Raw genomic sequence first — 16,983 nt, forward strand, 5'->3', positions numbered from 1 at the left:
CATCATGCACGCGTCCGTCAGGCGGGGACCGCGACGTCTCCTCGTGTGTGGGTCGTCCGGAGCGCCCACTCCTCGGCGAGCAGCTCGTAGGAGCGGACCCGCGCGGCGTGGTCGTGCGTGATCGTCGTGACGAGCAGCTCGTCCGCCCCGGTGACCCGGCGCAGGGTGTCCAGCTGGTCGGCCACGGACGACGCGGTGCCGACGAACCGGGTCGCCACCCGGTCGGCCACCGACGGCGCGTCCGCGGGGTCGAGCGGGTACGCCCGCGCCTCGTCCGGCGTCGGGTACGGGATCGCGCCGACCCCCGAGCGGATCGAGTGCACCCACCGGTCGTACCCGAGCGCGAGGTCGTCCGCCTCGTCGGCGCTGCGGCCCACGACGACGTCCGCGGAGACGATCACGTGCGGCGCGGCGAGCACCCCGGGTCGGAAGGCCGCCCGGTACGCGGCGACGGAGTCGAGGACCGTGCCCGGCGACGAGTGGTAGTTCGCCCCGTACGGCAGGCCGAGCGATCCGGCGATCCGCGCGCTCTCGCCGCCGGTCGACCCGTGGATCCACAGCTCGACCGGTGCGCCGGACGCCGGGGGCGCCTCCACCACCGCTCCGTCGACGGTGTGGTCCCCGGCGAAGAGCGCGCGGACCAGGGCGAGTTCGTCGGCGAAGCGCTCGACGTCCCCTGGAACCCGACCGAGCAGCTCCCCCTGCAACGCGAACCGCGAGCCCGGGGCGACGCGGAAGGCGTACGGCGCCGGGACGAGCAGGCCGTCGACGACCTCGTCGCCGCGGGGCGCGGGTGCCGGCGGCTTCGGGGTGCCGGGCGCGGGAGCGCCGGAGCGGCCGAGCCCGAGGTCGATGCGCGGACCGTACAGCGCCGCGAGCGTGCCGAAGGCCTCGGCGATCTGGAGCCCGCGGACGTTGCCGACGAGGGTGGCCGCGCTGCCGACGCGGATCGTCGAGGTCGCGGCGGCGACGGCTCCGATGACGATGTTCGGCGCGCTGCCCGCGACCCCGGGGTTGAGGTGGTGCTCCGCCAGCCAGTACCGCCCGTACCCGGCACGTTCCACCGCGCGGGCGAGGTCCACCGTGGCGTGCAGGGCGTCCGTGGCGGTCGAACCGGACGGCACCGGGACGAGGTCGAGGACCGAGAGCGGGGTGGTGCTCACGCGGGCACCGCCTGACGCTGGGTGATCGTGCCCGGCAGGCCGAGGGTCTGCCGGAGCGTCGCCTCGTCGCCGTACGACTCGCGGTACACCCCGCGCTCCTGCAGCAGGGGCACGACGCGGTCGACGAACTCGTCGAGGCCGTACGGGTTCGTGTGCGGCACGACGACGAACCCGTCGGACGCCCGCTCCTGCACGTACCGGTCGATCTCGGCGGCCAGGTGGTCGGGCGTGCCGACGAAGCCGCCGCGGGTCGAGACCGCGATGACGAGCTCCCGGGTGGTCAGGTGCTCCGCAGCGGCACGGTCCCGCCACTCCTGCACGGTCGCGCGGGGGTCCCGCACGTGCCGCACCCGTCCGCGGGTGATCGCGTCGGCGTCGACGTCCGGGTCGACCGTCGGCAGCGGGCCGTCGACGTCGTGGTCGGAGAGGTCCCGGTTCCACACCTGTTCGAGGAACGCGATCGCGGTGGCCGGACTGACCTGGGCCCGTCGGATCGCCCGGGACCGCTCCTCGGCGTCGGCCGGGGTGTCGCCGATCGTGAACGTCGCACCGGGCAGCACGAGCAGCTCGTCCTCGGTTCGGCCGACTGCCTCGAGCCGTGCGGTGACGTCCCGACGGAAGGCCCGCGCGTCCTCGAACTCGGTGTGCAGCGAGAAGATCACCTCCGCGTGCCGGGCGGCGAGGTCGCGGCCCTCGTCGGAGTCGCCCGCCTGCACGACGACCGGGTGCCCCTGCGGGCTCCGCGGGACCGGGAAGGTCCCGACGACGTCGAACTGCGGGCCGTGGTGGTCGACGTCGCGGATGCGGGAGCGCTCGGCGTACCGTCCGGCGGTCACGTCGGCGACGACGGCGTCGGGTTCCCATGAGTCCCAGAGCTCGCGGGACAGCTCGACGAACTCGGCTGCTCGCGTGTACCGGTCGGCGTGGTCGAGGAACCCGCCACGGCGGAAGTTCGCGCCGTGGAACGCGTCGGAGCTGGTCACGACGTTCCAACCGGCCCGGCCGTCCGTGAGGTGGTCGAGCGTGGCGAGCTGCTTCGCGAGCTCGACGGGCTCGTTGAACGTGGTCTGCAGCGTCCCGACGAGACCGATGTGCTCGGTGACGCCGGCCAGGGCGGCGAGGATCGCGAGCGTGTTCGGCCGCCCGACGACGTCGAGGTCGTGGATGCGGCCCTTCTGCTCGCGGAGCCGCAGCCCCTCGGCGAGGAACAGGAAGTCGAAGAACCCGCGCTCGGCGTTCCGGGCGAAGTGCTCGAACGACGAGAACGCGATCTGGCTCTCGGCACGCTCGTCGCTCCACACGGTGGTGTTGTTGACCCCCGGGAAGTGTGCGGCGAGGTGGACCTGACGCTTGCGGCTCATGCGGGGACCCCTTCGGTGGCGTGGCGGCTGACGGCGGGTGCGAGGCCGAGCCGCGTCCGCAGGTCGGCGGTGGGACGGGAGGCGACGTCGGCCCGGAGACCGGCCGTCACGAGTGCGGGGACCAGTCGTCGGGCGATCGCGGTGCTGTCCTCGGGGATGCGCAGCGGCCGGAGCCGGACACCGGCGTACCCGAGCGCGCGGAGCTCGGCGATGTGCTCGACCAGCGCGGGCACGGTCGTCGCGAGCACGGCCGCGTCCGAGGTCGCGGCGTACGACGCACCGGCCGCGGCGTCGAGCGCGGCGAGGTCGTCGGCGGCCTCCGCCGCCGAGGACCCGAGGAGCACCGCGACGTCCGCGAGGACCGGACGCACGCGGTCCGACCCGGCCGCCTGCTCGGCATCACGGACGAGTGTCAGGGCGGGTCGTGCCTCCAGGTCGGGTCGTCCCGTCAGACCGGACCGTGCGTCCGTGTCCAGTCGGGGCGTGACCAGCACGACGTCCGCGGCGTCGACGGCGAAGGCGGCGGCGTCGGCGCGGTGCGCGAGGGCGAACACCGGGGGCCGCCCCTGCGGCGACCGCGGCACGATCGACGCGCCGTGGACCGACACGTGCTCCCCGACGAACGCGGCGCCGTGGATGCGGTCGCGGTCGATGAAGCGACCGGTGGTGACGTCGCGGATGATCGCGTCGTCGTCCCAGCTGTCCCAGAGGCGGCTGACGACCTCGGCGACCTCGCGGGCCTCGGCGAAGAGGCGCTCGGTGGTCTCGCCGCCGGGGCGGCGGCCGAAGAGCGCGGCTTCGCGCGTCGACGGGCTGACCTGGAGACGCCAGCCGGCGCGGCCGAGCGAGACGTGGTCGAGGGTCTGGAGGCCCGTGGCGACGTGGAACGGTTCGGTGTGCGTGACCGAGACGGTCGGCACCAACCCGACGGCGCGGGTCGCCGGGGCGACCGCGCTCGCGACGAGGAGCGCGTCGAGGTGTCCGACGACCGTCGAGGTGTCGAGGTCGCCGGTCGCGTCGGCGGGGCCGGCGGTGAAGGAGTCCTCGATCGTGACGGCGTCGATGCCCGCACGGTCCTGCTCCACGACGAGGTCGCGCCAGTGCCGGAGGCTGCTCAGCCGCGTCGCGGTCGGACCGGCGACGCGCCAGGCGGCAGGGTGCCAGCCGGCGCCGTGCAGGGCAGTGACGAGGGTGGTGCGGTCAGGCACGGTGCGCCTCCGGACGGTGCTGGGCGTCGGTCATGCCGTGACGCTACGGCGGATCCGCACTGCCCACGACCGGTGTTGCCGCACGTGACCGGACGTTGCGTCGTGTGACGCGAGCGGTGGCGCGGCGGTGTCGCGCACCGTCACGGGGCGGGCGGCGCGCCGGCAGCCGGCGGCGCCGGGCGGGTGCGCCGAGTCTCGGGCTGGGCGACACTGCTCGGGGCCGCGGGCGCGAGGAACGTCGCTGACGCCGAGACTCGGGCGGGCCGCCACGAGACTCGGGCACCACCGTGCGAGGCTCGGACCATGACCGTCTGGTTCGTCACGCACGCGGAGCCCGTCGTGGACCCGGCCGCACCGATCGAGTCGTGGGGGCTCTCCCCCGTGGGACGCGCGCGGGCCGGGGCGTGGCGGGCACCGGCCTCCCGGGTGGTGACGAGCACCGAGCGGAAGGCCGTCGAGACCGCGGAGCTCGTCGCCGGCGGCCGTCCGGTGGAGCAGGACCCGACCCTCGGCGAGATCGACCGGAGCGCGACGGGGTACCTGCCGTTCGAGGAGTTCGACGCCGTCGTCGACGCGTTCTTCGCGCGCCCGTCCGAGTCCGTCCGGGGGTGGGAGCGTGCGGTCGACGCTCAGGAGCGGATCGTCACGGCGGTCCGGTCGCATGCCGCGGCCGGCGACGTCGTGCTCGTGTCGCACGGGGCGGTGGGAGCGCTGCTGCTCGCCTCGCTGTCCGGCGGACCGATCTCACGAGCAGCCGAGCAGCCGGGCATGGGCAGCGTGCTGACGCTCGATTCGGTGTCGTGGCGCGCGACGAGCGGCTGGCAGCGGCTGCCCCTGCCCACCTGACGCGCGCCGAGTCTCGGGCTGGGCGACACTGCTCGGGCCGATGGCCGCGAGAGAAGTCGCTCAGCGCGAAACTCGCGGGCAGCGGCGCCGCTACGCGGGCAGGCGCTCGCCGGCCTCGACGGCGACGTCGAGGCGGTTCTCGGCGGGCGGCAGGGGGCAGGTCGCGTGCGGCGTGTAGGCGCACGGCAGGTTCGTCGCACGGTTGAAGTCGATGGTCGTCCGGCCCGAGGCGTCCGGCGCCGGCACGTCGAGGCTCCGCGTCGCCGCGTACGTCGTCACGCCCGAGGTCCGATCGGTGAACAGCACGAGCAGCCCGTCGCCGTACCCGTTGAACGCCGTGAGGGTCCGCGGCCCGTCGAGGTCGAACCGCAGCACGCCGGGCGCGGTGTACACGTGCTGGAGGCCGTCGACGACCGACCCCACGGTCACCTCGCGCGGCTCGTCGAACGGCTCGAAGCGAGCCTCGACGGCGAACGCGGGGTCCGGCGCGTACGCCGGCGTCCCCCGGTAGGACGTGCGCGGCGGGGCGGAGGGACGCCGCGGCCGGATGATGTCGCTGCCGCCGCGCCGTGCGACCTCGATGACGACGGTCTCGTCGCCGTCGTGCCACACCGCCTCGACGCCGGATCGCTCGGCGAGCGACCCGAACCGGTACGTGCCGGTCATGACCTGGCCGTCCACCTCGATCGACTGCCCCGGGTCGAGCGCCACGACCGGCCCGTCCTCGGAGGTCGACCACGCCCCGGGTGCGTCCTCGAACCGCTCGGGCTCCGCCTGCAGCCACCGGATGCTCGTGATCGCGAGGAACCCGTGCGGCGCTGACCGAGCTGCCTCGTGTGCGTCGTGCCAGGTGGTCCAGTCGGCGGCGAAGGGGGCGGTCGTCGAGGTCGTCATGCAGCGACCGTACGACGCCTGGGCTGCGACCGCGACGCGGCCGGTAACACAGCGCCGTCCTGGAAGCACGACCCACCTGCCCGACGCACGTCGCTCACCAGGGGTGGCTGATGCTGCGGGCGTGCACCGTGCCTCCCGTCCGCTGCCGCACCGCCGGGACGCGCGGCGCCGTCGCGAGGCTCCGCGCGACGGCGGAGCATGCCGCGCCGCGCGCGACGGCGACGACGCCCGCGGTCGAGAACGCGACCTCGGCGAACGGCCCGCGGGGCAGGCGGTCCCGGAGGCGCGACCGGACCGCCGCGAGGAAGGGCTCGCCGCCGAGGACGGCCGCGCTGCCGCCGATCGTGACCCGCGGCACGTCGAGGAGTTCGACCACGTGCGCGAGTGCCGATCCGAGGGCTGCGCCGCCCTCGGTGACGAGCTCGGCGGCCGCGGGTTCCCGGCACATCCGGGCGTAGGCGGCGCGGACGGCCGCGGCGTCATCGGAGGAGACCTCGGCGTCGAGCACCCCGGCGGAGACGGCGCGCCGGACCTGCTGGAGCGGTTGGCAGGCCTCCCAGACCGCGGTCCACCGACCGTGCGCGTAGACGGGCATGCCGCCGAACTCCCCCGCGTTGCCGGTCGCGCCCCGGACGACCTCGCCCGAGGCCACCGCTGCCGCGCTGACCCCGCTCCCGAGGTGCACCGCCACGAGGTCCTCGCGCTCCGGTGTCGTCCAGGCCTCGCCGAACGCCCCGGCGATGGCGTCCTTCTCGAGGTGCACCTCGGCGCCGGTCCGTGCGGCGAGTTCGGCGGCGAGTGGGTACGCCGACCACGGGCGCAGCTGGGCGGGGGTCCGGAGCCGCTCGGAGACGGTGTCGATCGGGCCCGGGACGGCGACGGTGATCCCGTCCACGACCTGCCCGGGTGCCTCGGCTCGGAGTCGTCCGACCGCCGCCGCCATCACGTCGAGCACCGCGCCGGGCGCCGTCCTCGCCGCGAGGTCGTGGTGCTCCGCTGCGAGGACCGTCCCGGAGAGGTCGACGAGGACGACCTCGAACGCGGCCGGGTCGAGGTGCACGCCGATCCCCGTCCGCGCCGAGGGCACCACGGCGAGCGCCCGGTCCTCGTCCTGGCGCACGAGTCCCTCGGCGACGAGTCGTGCGGAGATGTTCGAGACGGTCTGCGCGCTGAGGCCGGTGCCGCGGGCGAGTGCGACCCGCTGGACGGGCCCGGTGCGGCGGACGAGGTCGAGCACGAGGGCACGGTTCCGGCTGCCGACGTCGGCGATGTTCGTCCCGCCGTGGGACGTTCCACCGTGCAGCACGGTGCGCCGGGAGGGTTGACGGGGCTGCTCCATGCTCCCTAGCATCGCTGCTCGAGGGGTTTTGTCAATCGATTGGATTGAAGCGATCCGGTCGGGCGGACCTCGAGTTCGACCGAGGCCACGACGAGGTGGCCCGGGATCCGAGAGGACGCTCGTGACGACGACGACACGAACAGGGGCCGCAGCACCTCCGAGGCCGACGACCCGCAGCATCACCACCGCGGGCTCCGGCCGACGCCACCGCGAGAAGCACCCGTGGACCGCCGCCGAGAAGCGCCGCCTGCGGATCGGGCTCGCGTTCGTGTCCCCGTGGATCGTCGGCGTGCTCGTGTTCATCGGCTACCCGCTCGTGTACTCGTTCGCGATCAGCCTGACCCGGTACTCGGGCATGCAGGGCGCGACGTGGGTCGGGTTCGGCAACTACGTCGCGGCGTTCATCGACCCGCTGGTGCACACCGCGGTGGGCAACACGGTGTTCTACGCGGTCATCGCGGTGCCGGTCGGGATCGTGGTGGCGATCATCATCGCGATCGCCATGAACCAGGACGTCCGGGAGATCAGCTGGTACCGGACGGCGCTGTACATCCCGTCGCTCATCCCGACGTTCGCGCTCGCGTTCATCTTCGTCGTGCTGGTGAACCCGCAGACCGGACTCGTGAACCAGGCGCTCAAGCTCGTGGGCGTCCCGGCGACGAACCTCCTCGGGGACCCGACCACGGCGAAGCTCGTGATCATCGCCCTCGCGCAGATGGGTGCGGGCAACGCCGCGCTCATCTTCCTCGCGGGCATGCGGGGCATCCCGAAGACGCTGTACGAGGCAGCCCGCGTGGACGGCGCCGGACCGGTGCGGCAGTTCTTCGCGCTGACGCTGCCGCTGCTCTCCCCGGTGATCCTGTTCAACCTCATCACCGGGATCAGCAACGGGCTGCAGGTCTTCACGGAGGCGTACGTGATCTCGTCCGGGACGGGAGGCCTCGGGTCGCCGGACAACGGGACGTTGTTCTACATGCTCTACCTCTACAAGAACGCGTTCAGCTACGCGCAGCTCGGGTTCGCGAGCGCGATGGCTGTCCTGCTGTTCCTCGCCGGGATGATCCTCTCGGGGCTCGTCTACTGGCTGTCCAAGCGGTTCGTGAACTACGACGTGACCGGGGAGTGACCGACGTGACCACCGAAGTGACGAAGTCCATCACCACCACTGCCGCGAAGGGCGATCGCGGGGCGTCCCGCAACGCCGACGGGTCCGTCCGGTCCGTCTGGTCGTCGATCACGGCGCGCATCGTGCTCATCGCCATGAGCGTGCTCTTCCTCATCCCGATCTACTGGATGGTCATCTCGGCACTCAAGGGCAACACCGAGCTCGGCACCTTCCCCGCCACCTGGTTCCCGCACTGGCTCGACTGGGGCAACTTCGCCCAGGCGGTGCAGGCGATGCCGTTCTTCACGTTCTTCCGGAACACGCTGATCATCACGGTCCTCGTGACGGTGTTCTCGGTCGTGTCGAACCTCGTCATCGCGTACGGGTTCGCGTGCATCGAGTGGCGTGGCCGCGACCGGCTGTTCTACGTCGTGCTCGCGACGCTGTTCATCCCGTTCCCCGTGACGCTCATCCCGATGTTCGACCTGTACGCGCGACTCGGCTGGATCAACACGTTCCTGCCGCTCGTGGTGCCGGCGCTGTTCGGGTCGGCGTTCTACACGTTCCTGCTCCGGCAGTTCCTGCTGCAGATCCCGAAGGACCTCCTCGACGCCGCCCGCATGGACGGGGCGTCGGAGTGGCGGATCCTCTGGACGATCGTGTTCCCGCAGGCGCGTGCGGCGCTCGTGACGGTCGGCATCTTCGCCGCGGTCGGCGCGTGGAACGACTTCCTCGGGCCCCTCATCTACCTGCAGGACCAGAGCGTGCAGACGCTGTCGATCGGTCTGCAGGTGTTCCGGCTCAACAACTCGCAGGACTTCCAGTTCAACCAGCTGATGGCGGCCTCGGTGCTCATCATCCTGCCGCTCGTGATCCTGTTCTTCGTGTTCCAGCGGACGTTCCTCAAGGGCGTCCAGATCGGGAGCTTCAAATGACCTCCGCGTTCAGCCGCCGTTCCTTCCTCCGCGGGGCGACCGCCACGGCCGGGGCCGGAGCCCTCGCGCTGCTCGCCGCGGGGTGTGCGACCGGGTCGCGATCGTCGAACCCGAACCAGGTGTCGCTCTGGGGCGTGACCGGCACGTTCGTCCCGTTCCAGACGAAGGTGATCAAGCAGTTCAAGGAACTGCACCCGGAGGTCGACGTGGTCGTCAACCAGGTTCCCTCGCAGGGCACCGGCGACGCGACGAGCATCATCACGGCCGTCCGCGGCGGCACCGCTCCGGACCTGTGGCTGCTCGACCGGTTCAGCGCCGCCCAGTACGCCGCGATCGGGCTCATCGAACCCATCGACGACCTCATCGCCGAGTACGAGGACCAGTCGAAGGAGGAGTTCCTGTCGCAGTGGCTCGGCTTCGCCGTCGGCGAGGTCTCCTACGAGGGCAAGACGTACGGCCTCCCGCACGACACCGACGCACGCGGCATGTTCGTCAACCGCACCATGCTCAAGGACGCCGGGGTCGACCTCGACGAGTTCGACTGGGAGCAGAACGGCCCCGTGACGATGGACCGGATGTGGGAGGTCAGCCAGCAGGTCACGAAGAAGTCCGCCGGCGACTACACGCACATGGGGCTCCTGCCCTGGTACGGCGAGGGCTGGCCGTTCACCTGGGGCCTCGGGCTCGGGGCGTCCTACTACGACCAGCAGGACTCCCGGATGACGATGGACTCCGCGAGCGTCCGCGGCATCTACGACTTCTACGGCGACTGGGCGAAGCGTCTCGACTACCGCGCGGCCGACACGTTCATCGCGACGTACGAGCCGACCGGACACCCGCCCGGACAGACCGCGTTCATGGGCAACCGGATGGCGTTCATGGTGAGCGTGCCGTCGACCATCCAGAGCTTCGACAACTTCGGCCCGAAGGACCTCGACTGGACGACCGCGTACCTGCCCGTCCAGAAGGAGGGCGACCCGAAGTACACCTGGTCGGGCGGCTTCGCGCTCTGCCTGCCGAAGGGGTCGAAGAAGACCAAGGCGGTGTGGGAGCTCATGAAGTACTTCACGGGCAAGCGCGGCCAGGAGACCTACATGGTCCCCGCGACGAGCGTGCCGACGAACATCGCCGCGCTCGAGGACCCGAACGGCTCCGCGAAGTCGATCCGCTACTTCGTCGAGTCCATCACCGCGAGCACCTGCCGCCCACCGCTGCCCGTCGGCGGCGCCTGGTGGGACTCCCTCGCCGACGCACGCTCGAGCGTGCTCCTCGGCACCGCGACACCCGAGCAGGCCGTCGAGCGGGCGCAGAACCGCGTCGACCCGATGATGCAGACCTACGCGCCGTTCAAGCTGCCGAAGGACTACGACAAGGTCCGCATCTAGCGGACCGCCACCCGCCCGTGCGGCGCGCCCCGTGCCTCCAGGCCGGAACGACGCGCCTGCCCGCCCGCGCCCGACGGGCCGGACCCACCGACCACCGCGAACCGAGAAGGACCATCCGCATGCCCACCGCCCCCCTCCGCGTCGCCGTCCTCGGCTTCTGGCACGTCCACGCCGGCGACTACGCCCAGCAGGCCGTCGACCACCCGGACACCGAACTCGTCGCCGTCTGGGACGACGACGAGGCCCGCGGCCGCGAGGGCGCCGACCGCTTCGGCGTCCCGTACACCGACGACCTCGACGCCCTCCTCGCCCGGGACGACGTCGACGCCGTGACGATCACCACCTCCACCGACGTGCACCACGACGTCATCACCCGCGCGGCGCGCGCCGGCAAGCACGTCTTCACCGAGAAGCTGCTCGCGCCGACCGTCGAGGAGTGCGAGGCGGTGGTCCGTGCCTGCGAGGAGGCCGGCGTCGCCCTCGTCGTCTCCCTGCCCCGGCTGTACCACGGCTACACGACGGCGATCCGGGACGAGATCGCGAGCGGCCGACTCGGCGAGCTCACGTACGCCCGGGTCCGGCTCTCGCACGACGGCGCGATCGCCCCGTGGCTGCCCGAGCGGTTCTTCGACCCGGCGACGGCGATCGGCGGCGCACTGACGGACCTCGGCTGCCACCCGGTCTACCTGACGCAGCTGTTCCTCGGCGCCGCTCCGGACTCGGTGTCGGCCGTGTACCGCTCGGTCACCGGCCGTGCCGTCGAGGACCACGCCGTCGTCACGGTCGGCTACCCATCGCAGGCGATCGGGGTGATCGAGGCGGGCTTCGTCGCGGGCACGCCGTTCACGATCGACCTGTTCGGCACCTCCGGCCGGGTCTCGTACACCGACGACGGGAACCGCCTCACCGCCGGCGGGCCCGGGTACGGCGGCGAGACCATCGAGCTGCCGGTGCCGGACGACGCCCCGGACGCCTTCGCGCAGTGGGTGACGCACGTCCACGACGGCACTCGGGCGGAGGACAACGTCGCGCGGGCGATCGAGCTCACACGACTCGTCGTCGCGGCGAACGCGGCCGCAGCCGGCGGCGCCGCGACGCCCGCCGCCGCGCCCGCCGCATCCGTCCACGCCTGATCCTGCCTCTCCCCCGCACCTGCACCCGCACCCGCACCCCGACCGACGACCACCAACCACCGGAGCACACGCATGACCACCTCCCTCCCCACCCCGATCCGCGTCGGCCTCATCGGCGGCGGCGGCATCGCCACCTTCCACATCAACGGGTACCGCGAGCACGCCGACACCATCACGATCGGCGCCGTCGCCGACGCGGTCCCCGCGACCGCCGAGGCCCGCGGCACCGAGCTCGGCGTGCCCTCGTTCACCGACTACCGCGAGATGCTCGAGCGGGCGGACATCGACGCCGTCGACATCTGCCTGCCGCACCACCTCCACCGCGACGCGATCGTCGCCGCTGCCAGAGCCGGCAAGCACGTCCTCTGCGAGAAGCCCCTCTGCCTCACGCCCGAGGAGGCCGCGGACGTCGAGTCCGCCGTCCGCGAGGCCGGCGTCACCCTCATGTGCGCCCACAACCAGCTGTTCATGCCCGCGGTCGCGAAGGCCAAGGAGCTCATCGACGGCGGCGCACTCGGCACCGTGTACGAGGTCCGCACCACCGACTCGTTCCGGAACGAGTTCGACCCGTCGAACATGGGCTGGCGCGCTCACGCGTCGACGAGCGGCGGCGGCGAGCTCATCGACACGGGCTACCACCCGAGCTACCTGCTCATGCACCTCGCCGGCGGTGTCCCGGTGTCGGCGACCGCGATGCTCTCCACCCACCGCCTCACGTTCATGGAGGGCGAGGACTCGGCACAGTGTCTGTTCCGCTTCGACAACGGCGCGGTCGGGCAGCTCGTCACGAGCTGGGCGTACGAGCCTGCCGCCGGGACCGAGCGGTTCAGCGTCGTGGGCGAACTCGGGTCGCTGACGAGTGACGGCACGACCCTCCGCTGGGACCTGCGCGACGCGGGCGGTCGACCGACGACCAGCGAGACCGTGACCTTCGACGAGGTCGACACGTTCTCGGCCGAGATCGCCGCGTTCGGCGCCTGCCTGCGCGACGGCACCCGGCCGATCCACACCGAGCGCGAGGGACTCGCCGTCCTCGGCATGATCCTCGCTGCCTACGAGGGCGCCCGGACCGGCACGATCGCCCCCGTCCGCACGGCCGACCGCCCGGTGTCGGTGTGACCGCCCGCGACGGCGCCGACCGTCCGGGGTCGCCGTGATCGTCGGCGCGGGCGTCGCCGCGCTGCTCAGGACCGCGGCCGACGCCGTCCGGACGAGCGTCGGCGAGCGCGCGGGCGACCTGGTCGAGGACGCCCTCCGCCGGAGCCTCGAGGACACCATCACGATCGACGACGACGGCACCGCGTTCGTCATCACCGGGGACATCCCGGCGATGTGGATGCGCGACTCGACGACGCAGATGCTCCCGTACCTGCGGCTCGTGGCCGCGGCGTCCCCGGGCGACCCCGCGGCCCGGGAGCTCGCCGACGTCCTCGTCGCCGTCGTCCGGCGGCAGTTCGCCAGCATCGCGCACGACCCGTACGCCAACGCGTTCAACCGCGGCCCGACCGGCGCGCACTACGACGACCGCGACCTGTGCCACGACCCGACGGTGTGGGAGCAGAAGTACGAGGTCGACAGCCTCGCCTACCCGGTGCAGTTCGCCGCGGCGCTCCACCGCGCGACCGGCCGGACCGAGCACCTCGGCCCGGAGGCACACGCGGTCGCCCGGACGATCGTCGACCAGCTCCGCCTCGAGACGGACCACGACCGGTCACCGTACCGGTTCGTCCGGGACGCGCCCGAGCCGACCGAGACCCTCGTCCGCGAGGGCCGCGGCACCCCGGTCGCCGTCACCGGCATGACGTGGTGCGGCTTCCGCCCCTCGGACGACGCCTGCACGTACGGCTACAACGTGCCGGAGAACCTGCACGCCGCGTCGGCGCTCGGCGACCTGGCGGCGATCGCGACGGACGTCTGGTCGGACCCGGTGCTGGCCGCCGACGCGGTCGCGCTCCGCGACGACATCCTGCGCGGCGTGGCCGAGCACGGCGTCGTCCCGCACCCGCGTGATCCGGGCACGCAGGTCTACGCCTACGAGGTCGACGGTCTCGGCGGCGTGGTGCTCATGGACGACGCGAACACCCCGTCGCTGCTGTCCCTGCCGCTCGACGCGCCGGACGTCCTCGACCCGGCGGTCGCGGACGCCACCCGGACGTTCGTCCTCGGGCCGGACAACCCGTACTGGTTCAGCGGCTCGGCCGCTGCGGGCATCGGGAGCCCGCACACCGAGCCGGGCCGGGTGTGGCCGATCGCCCTCGCCGTCGAGGGGCTCACCGGCACGCCGTCACGCCGTCGGGAGCTCGTCGAGGTGCTCCTCGCGACCGACGCCGGCACGGGACGCATGCACGAGTCCTTCGACGTGGACGACCCGTCGGCGTTCTCGCGGCCGTGGTTCTCGTGGGCGGACGCGATGTTCTGCGAACTCGCGTTCGCGGTGGCCGAGGACGCGGGCGCGTCGATCGCGAGGGTCTCGTCCGCCACCAGGGCGACCACCTGACGGCCGGGAGGCGCGGGTCGACCCCGCCCCGTGCCTCCCGTTCGTGGGCGGTAGCGTTGTGCCGTGGGGAACCGGGTCACGTGCATCGTCCGATCGGCCGCGACGGTCGGCGAGGGCGCCGTTCCCGCGCCAGCGCACGACGAACTCACGACCGAGGCCGTCGGGTCCTGGGACGTGCAGTACCTGCTGCCCTTCGGGTGGTGCGGGTTCGTGCCCCCCGCGTTCTGGGCTGCGCACCTCGACCGGCTGAGCGCAGCGATGAACGCGGGCGACGGGCCCGACCCGTCGGTGACGGACGTCGTGGTGGCGTGGCCGGTCGCGGAGCGGGCCTTCGCGCAGCGGCTGCCGGGAGTCGCCGCCGCGCTCCCCGAGGTCGCTGAACCGCTCGGGCGCTTCCTCGAGGACGTCCGGTCGGTGGCCGGACGAACCGAGCGGCCCGTCGTCGAGCTCGTGCTCGGGGAACTCGTGGAGATGTACTGGGACGAGGAGGACCTCGAGCGTTGGTCGGTCGATCTCCGACGTGAGACCGGCTTCTGGGACTCGCCCGACACGGCACGGAGCGACGAGCGCACCGAGCTCACCGAGTTGGACCGGGCCGTCGGGTCCCGAGAACCCGAGCGGTCGTTCCTCCTGACCGGCGAGTGGACGCTCGGCGGCTCACCGGCGCCGCGCGACCGTCCTCCGCAGCTCTGAAGCAACGACTCCGCTTCAGGTGCACTGCCAGAGCACCGCGGCCCGGCGGCCGTCGCTGAAGACGTACGCACGACCGGCGTCACCGAAGTCGAAGCCGAGCGGCTCCGATTCGATCGAGGCCACGAACGCGAGACCCTCGGGCGTGTCGTCCTCCTGGATCCAGGGTGGTTCGCCTCCGTACTGCCCGGCCACGACGGCCCCCTCGACGTCGAGTGCAGCGGTGACATCACCGTCACGTGCCGCCGTGACCGACGCGGTCCCGAGCAGCATCGAGTCCGGCAGGAGCGGCGGGTACACGGGATCGGGGTCGTCGGGGTCACCATGCGGTGAGACCGGTGGGTCGGCCAGCACGAGGTCACGTCCGCTGAACACGAACGCCGCGTTCGCGCCGCTGTCGGCGTCCCACGAATCGCACGTGCCGGGGTCGAACTGACACACGAACGCGCTGACCAGCGTGCTGCGGTGCTCGATCTGCGCCGTGAACTGCATCGGCTCGTCGTGCTCCGCGCACGTGGGCCACTCCCAGTCCCGCGGGACGGCCGGCGCCCCACCGATGCGCGAGGCCGTGATCGGTGCCGGGGAGTCGGACCGGTACGCGCCGAGCACGACGACGTCTGCGGACGGGTCGTGGCCGCGGCGTGCGACGGGTCGTGGGGCTCCCGGGCGTGCAGCCTCGACACGAGGGGTTCGGAGCGTCAGGCGGGTCCGCTCGGGACGACCGCCCCGCTCGGGGGTGCCGATCCGCTCGGCGACCACGGTGGTGCGGAAGCGGCGACCGGCGACCGGCAGGTCCCAGCGCAGCAGTGGCCAGTCAGGACCACCCCGGTCCCCGGTCCCCGGGTCCGGCCCGTTGTCCCGCGCACGGAGCATCCGGAGCACAGCCGCCTCGTCGAGCTCGGGCATCCCGGCGCCACGAGCAGCCGCCAGGAGACGGGCCGCTGCACGACGGAAGACCGCGTCCTGCCGTTGCGCGAGCGGACCGCCACGTCGGAACCGCACCGCGTGCGTCCCGTGCACGACGACGAGCAGGGGCAGCGCCCACGCGGCGCCGATCCAGAACGAGGCCGCGACGTCGCGGAAGCGCCATGCGTTCTCGTACACGGAGACCGCGACGAAGACGAAGAACGCGAGGATCCACGCCGTGACGAACACGACCGGCCACGGGTTCCGCGGACCGTTCCAGCGCGCGCGTGCGGCGTCCTTGGTGTCGACCTCGACGACGGTCTGGTGCTGCACGTCGCTCATCCGCTCCCCCGGTTCCGGGAGCGCCGCACGCTCGGCGCGCCCTGCGCACTCCCGGCAGCAGGCTACCGGGCCGCGACGGACGCGCCGCACGATCGCGACGACCACGTCGTGGCGGGTCGCATGCGTCCGCTCAACCGCGCCGACGCAGGACCAACGCCGCGGCGACCGCGATCGCACCGCCCCACACGAGCGGCCGCGTGACGCGCCGCCGCTTCGCCACCCAGCCGCCGTTCGTCGCGTTCCCGGCGTCGGCGGGGACGTGCAGGTTGCCGTCCGTGGGCTCCTGCCGGCCGCGGAGCGCGAAGGTCTCCACCATCGGCTTCGTGATGAGGTGGAACAACCCGGGGAACACGTACTGCAGCGGCACGAGGGACGCCTGGACGCGCCCGACGAAGCGGTAGCGCTTCGGGTGGAGCGCAGCGTGCACCACGGCACGGCCGGCCCGCTCGACCGAGACCGTCGGCGGCAGCGGGTGCGAGGCCTTGCCGGTGTAGTTCGCGCCGTTCTGGTAGATCGGCGTGTCGATCGTCGAGGGCAGCAGCGACGTGAAGCGGATGCCTGTGCCCGCGAACTCGTCGCCGAGGACGTCGACCAGACCGAGGGCGGCGTGCTTGCTCGTCACGTACGCCGACTGGTACGGGGCGCTGAGGAGCGACTGGATCGATCCGACCAGCACGTACGTGCCCTTCCCCCGCTGCTTCCAGTGCGGCAGCAGGTGCGTGATCGCGTTGAGGTGGCCGTACAGGTTCGTGTCGACCACGCGCTTGAAGGAGTCGGTCGGGGTTTGCTCGAACAGGCCGTAGACGAACAGGGCCGCGTTGCCGACGAAGACGTCGATCCGTCCGAACCGGGACGTCGTGGTGCCGATGAGGTCCTTCACCGCGTGCTCGTCGGCGACGTCGGTCCGGATCGCTATCGTCTCGGTCGCCCCGAGTCGTCGACACTCCGCAGCGGCGGCCTCGAGGCTCTGGAGCGAGCGCGCGGCGAGCACGAGCGTGGCACCCTGCCGCGCGAACTCGTGTGCCGCGGCCCTCCCGATGCCGCTCGATGCTCCCGTGACGACGACGACCTGACCGCGGAACCGATGTGCCATGCACTCCGTGGTACCCGGTCACGCGTCCGCCACAGCACAGGAAGGACAGGCGACGACGCCGGCTGGCGCGCCGGCGTGCAGCGTCG

Annotated in this window: 15 protein-coding genes; 8 read left to right on the top strand and 7 right to left on the bottom strand. The window is 72.7% G+C overall.

All coding sequences use genetic code 11. The features are described from left to right. Window positions 1–17 precede the first annotated feature (17 nt). The 3 genes from QPJ90_RS14850 to QPJ90_RS14860 are packed head-to-tail and all read right to left on the bottom strand — an operon-like array spanning window position 18 to window position 3,732. Window positions 18–1,163 (bottom strand): LLM class flavin-dependent oxidoreductase, encoded by a 1,146-nt coding sequence (locus QPJ90_RS14850; protein ID WP_290131937.1) that lies wholly within the window; start codon window positions 1,161–1,163, stop codon window positions 18–20. After that, on the bottom strand, window positions 1,160–2,524 hold the full coding sequence (locus tag QPJ90_RS14855) for an NtaA/DmoA family FMN-dependent monooxygenase (RefSeq protein ID WP_290131938.1): 1,365 nt from the start codon (window positions 2,522–2,524) through the stop codon (window positions 1,160–1,162). The genes QPJ90_RS14850 and QPJ90_RS14855 overlap by 4 nt, the downstream gene beginning before the upstream one ends. After that, window positions 2,521–3,732 carry an LLM class flavin-dependent oxidoreductase gene (locus tag QPJ90_RS14860; protein ID WP_290131939.1) on the bottom strand — a complete coding sequence of 404 codons (1,212 nt, stop codon included), beginning with the start codon at window positions 3,730–3,732 and terminating at the stop codon, window positions 2,521–2,523. Before QPJ90_RS14860 ends, QPJ90_RS14855 begins: the two co-directional genes overlap by 4 nt. A gap of 303 nt (window positions 3,733–4,035) precedes the next feature. On the opposite strand from QPJ90_RS14860, the gene QPJ90_RS14865 reads away from it, so the two are divergent. Continuing rightward, window positions 4,036–4,578, top strand: coding sequence for a histidine phosphatase family protein (locus tag QPJ90_RS14865; protein WP_290131940.1), 543 nt, complete (start codon window positions 4,036–4,038; stop codon window positions 4,576–4,578). 90 nt (window positions 4,579–4,668) lie between these two features. Here QPJ90_RS14865 and QPJ90_RS14870 read toward each other — a convergent pair whose 3' ends face one another. Further along, a complete protein-coding gene (locus tag QPJ90_RS14870) occupies window positions 4,669–5,472 on the bottom strand; it encodes a DUF1684 domain-containing protein (RefSeq protein WP_290131941.1) in 804 nt (267 codons plus the stop codon). A gap of 94 nt (window positions 5,473–5,566) precedes the next feature. Beyond that, window positions 5,567–6,811 (bottom strand): ROK family transcriptional regulator, encoded by a 1,245-nt coding sequence (locus tag QPJ90_RS14875; RefSeq protein ID WP_290131942.1) that lies wholly within the window; start codon window positions 6,809–6,811, stop codon window positions 5,567–5,569. 121 nt (window positions 6,812–6,932) lie between these two features. On the opposite strand from QPJ90_RS14875, the gene QPJ90_RS14880 reads away from it, so the two are divergent. The 7 genes from QPJ90_RS14880 to QPJ90_RS14910 all read left to right on the top strand — a co-directional run bounded on the left by QPJ90_RS14880 (window position 6,933) and on the right by QPJ90_RS14910 (window position 14,559). Next, a complete protein-coding gene (locus tag QPJ90_RS14880) occupies window positions 6,933–7,937 on the top strand; it encodes a sugar ABC transporter permease (RefSeq protein WP_290131943.1) in 1,005 nt (334 codons plus the stop codon). A gap of 5 nt (window positions 7,938–7,942) precedes the next feature. Beyond that, a complete protein-coding gene (locus QPJ90_RS14885; protein WP_290131944.1) occupies window positions 7,943–8,851 on the top strand; it encodes a carbohydrate ABC transporter permease in 909 nt (302 codons plus the stop codon). After that, window positions 8,848–10,236 (top strand): extracellular solute-binding protein, encoded by a 1,389-nt coding sequence (locus tag QPJ90_RS14890; protein WP_290131945.1) that lies wholly within the window; start codon window positions 8,848–8,850, stop codon window positions 10,234–10,236. The genes QPJ90_RS14885 and QPJ90_RS14890 overlap by 4 nt, the downstream gene beginning before the upstream one ends. 119 nt (window positions 10,237–10,355) lie before the next feature. Further along, entirely contained in the window at window positions 10,356–11,369 is a 1,014-nt protein-coding gene (locus tag QPJ90_RS14895; RefSeq protein WP_290131946.1) for a Gfo/Idh/MocA family oxidoreductase, read from the top strand. Window positions 11,370–11,441: 72 nt separating this feature from the next. Continuing rightward, window positions 11,442–12,488, top strand: coding sequence for a Gfo/Idh/MocA family oxidoreductase (locus tag QPJ90_RS14900; protein ID WP_290131947.1), 1,047 nt, complete (start codon window positions 11,442–11,444; stop codon window positions 12,486–12,488). Window positions 12,489–12,522: 34 nt separating this feature from the next. Then, the gene (locus tag QPJ90_RS14905; RefSeq protein WP_290131948.1) at window positions 12,523–13,866 is read left to right on the top strand and encodes a glycoside hydrolase family 125 protein; all 1,344 of its coding nucleotides are present in this window, start codon (window positions 12,523–12,525) and stop codon (window positions 13,864–13,866) included. Window positions 13,867–13,929: 63 nt separating this feature from the next. Further along, complete coding sequence (locus QPJ90_RS14910) at window positions 13,930–14,559, top strand: hypothetical protein (RefSeq protein ID WP_290131949.1); 630 nt, start codon at window positions 13,930–13,932, stop codon at window positions 14,557–14,559. A 15-nt stretch (window positions 14,560–14,574) separates the two neighbouring features. Here the strand turns inward: QPJ90_RS14910 and QPJ90_RS14915 are convergent, their stop codons facing one another. After that, the gene (locus tag QPJ90_RS14915) at window positions 14,575–15,804 is read right to left on the bottom strand and encodes a DUF1963 domain-containing protein (RefSeq protein WP_290131950.1); all 1,230 of its coding nucleotides are present in this window, start codon (window positions 15,802–15,804) and stop codon (window positions 14,575–14,577) included. Window positions 15,805–15,934: 130 nt separating this feature from the next. After that, window positions 15,935–16,897: an SDR family NAD(P)-dependent oxidoreductase gene (locus QPJ90_RS14920; protein ID WP_290131951.1), complete on the bottom strand. Its 963-nt coding sequence runs from the start codon at window positions 16,895–16,897 to the stop codon at window positions 15,935–15,937. Window positions 16,898–16,983: the final 86 nt, after the last annotated feature.

This window comes from Curtobacterium sp. 458, assembly GCF_030406605.1.
In the GTDB taxonomy this organism is placed as follows: Bacteria; Actinomycetota; Actinomycetes; order Actinomycetales; family Microbacteriaceae; genus Curtobacterium.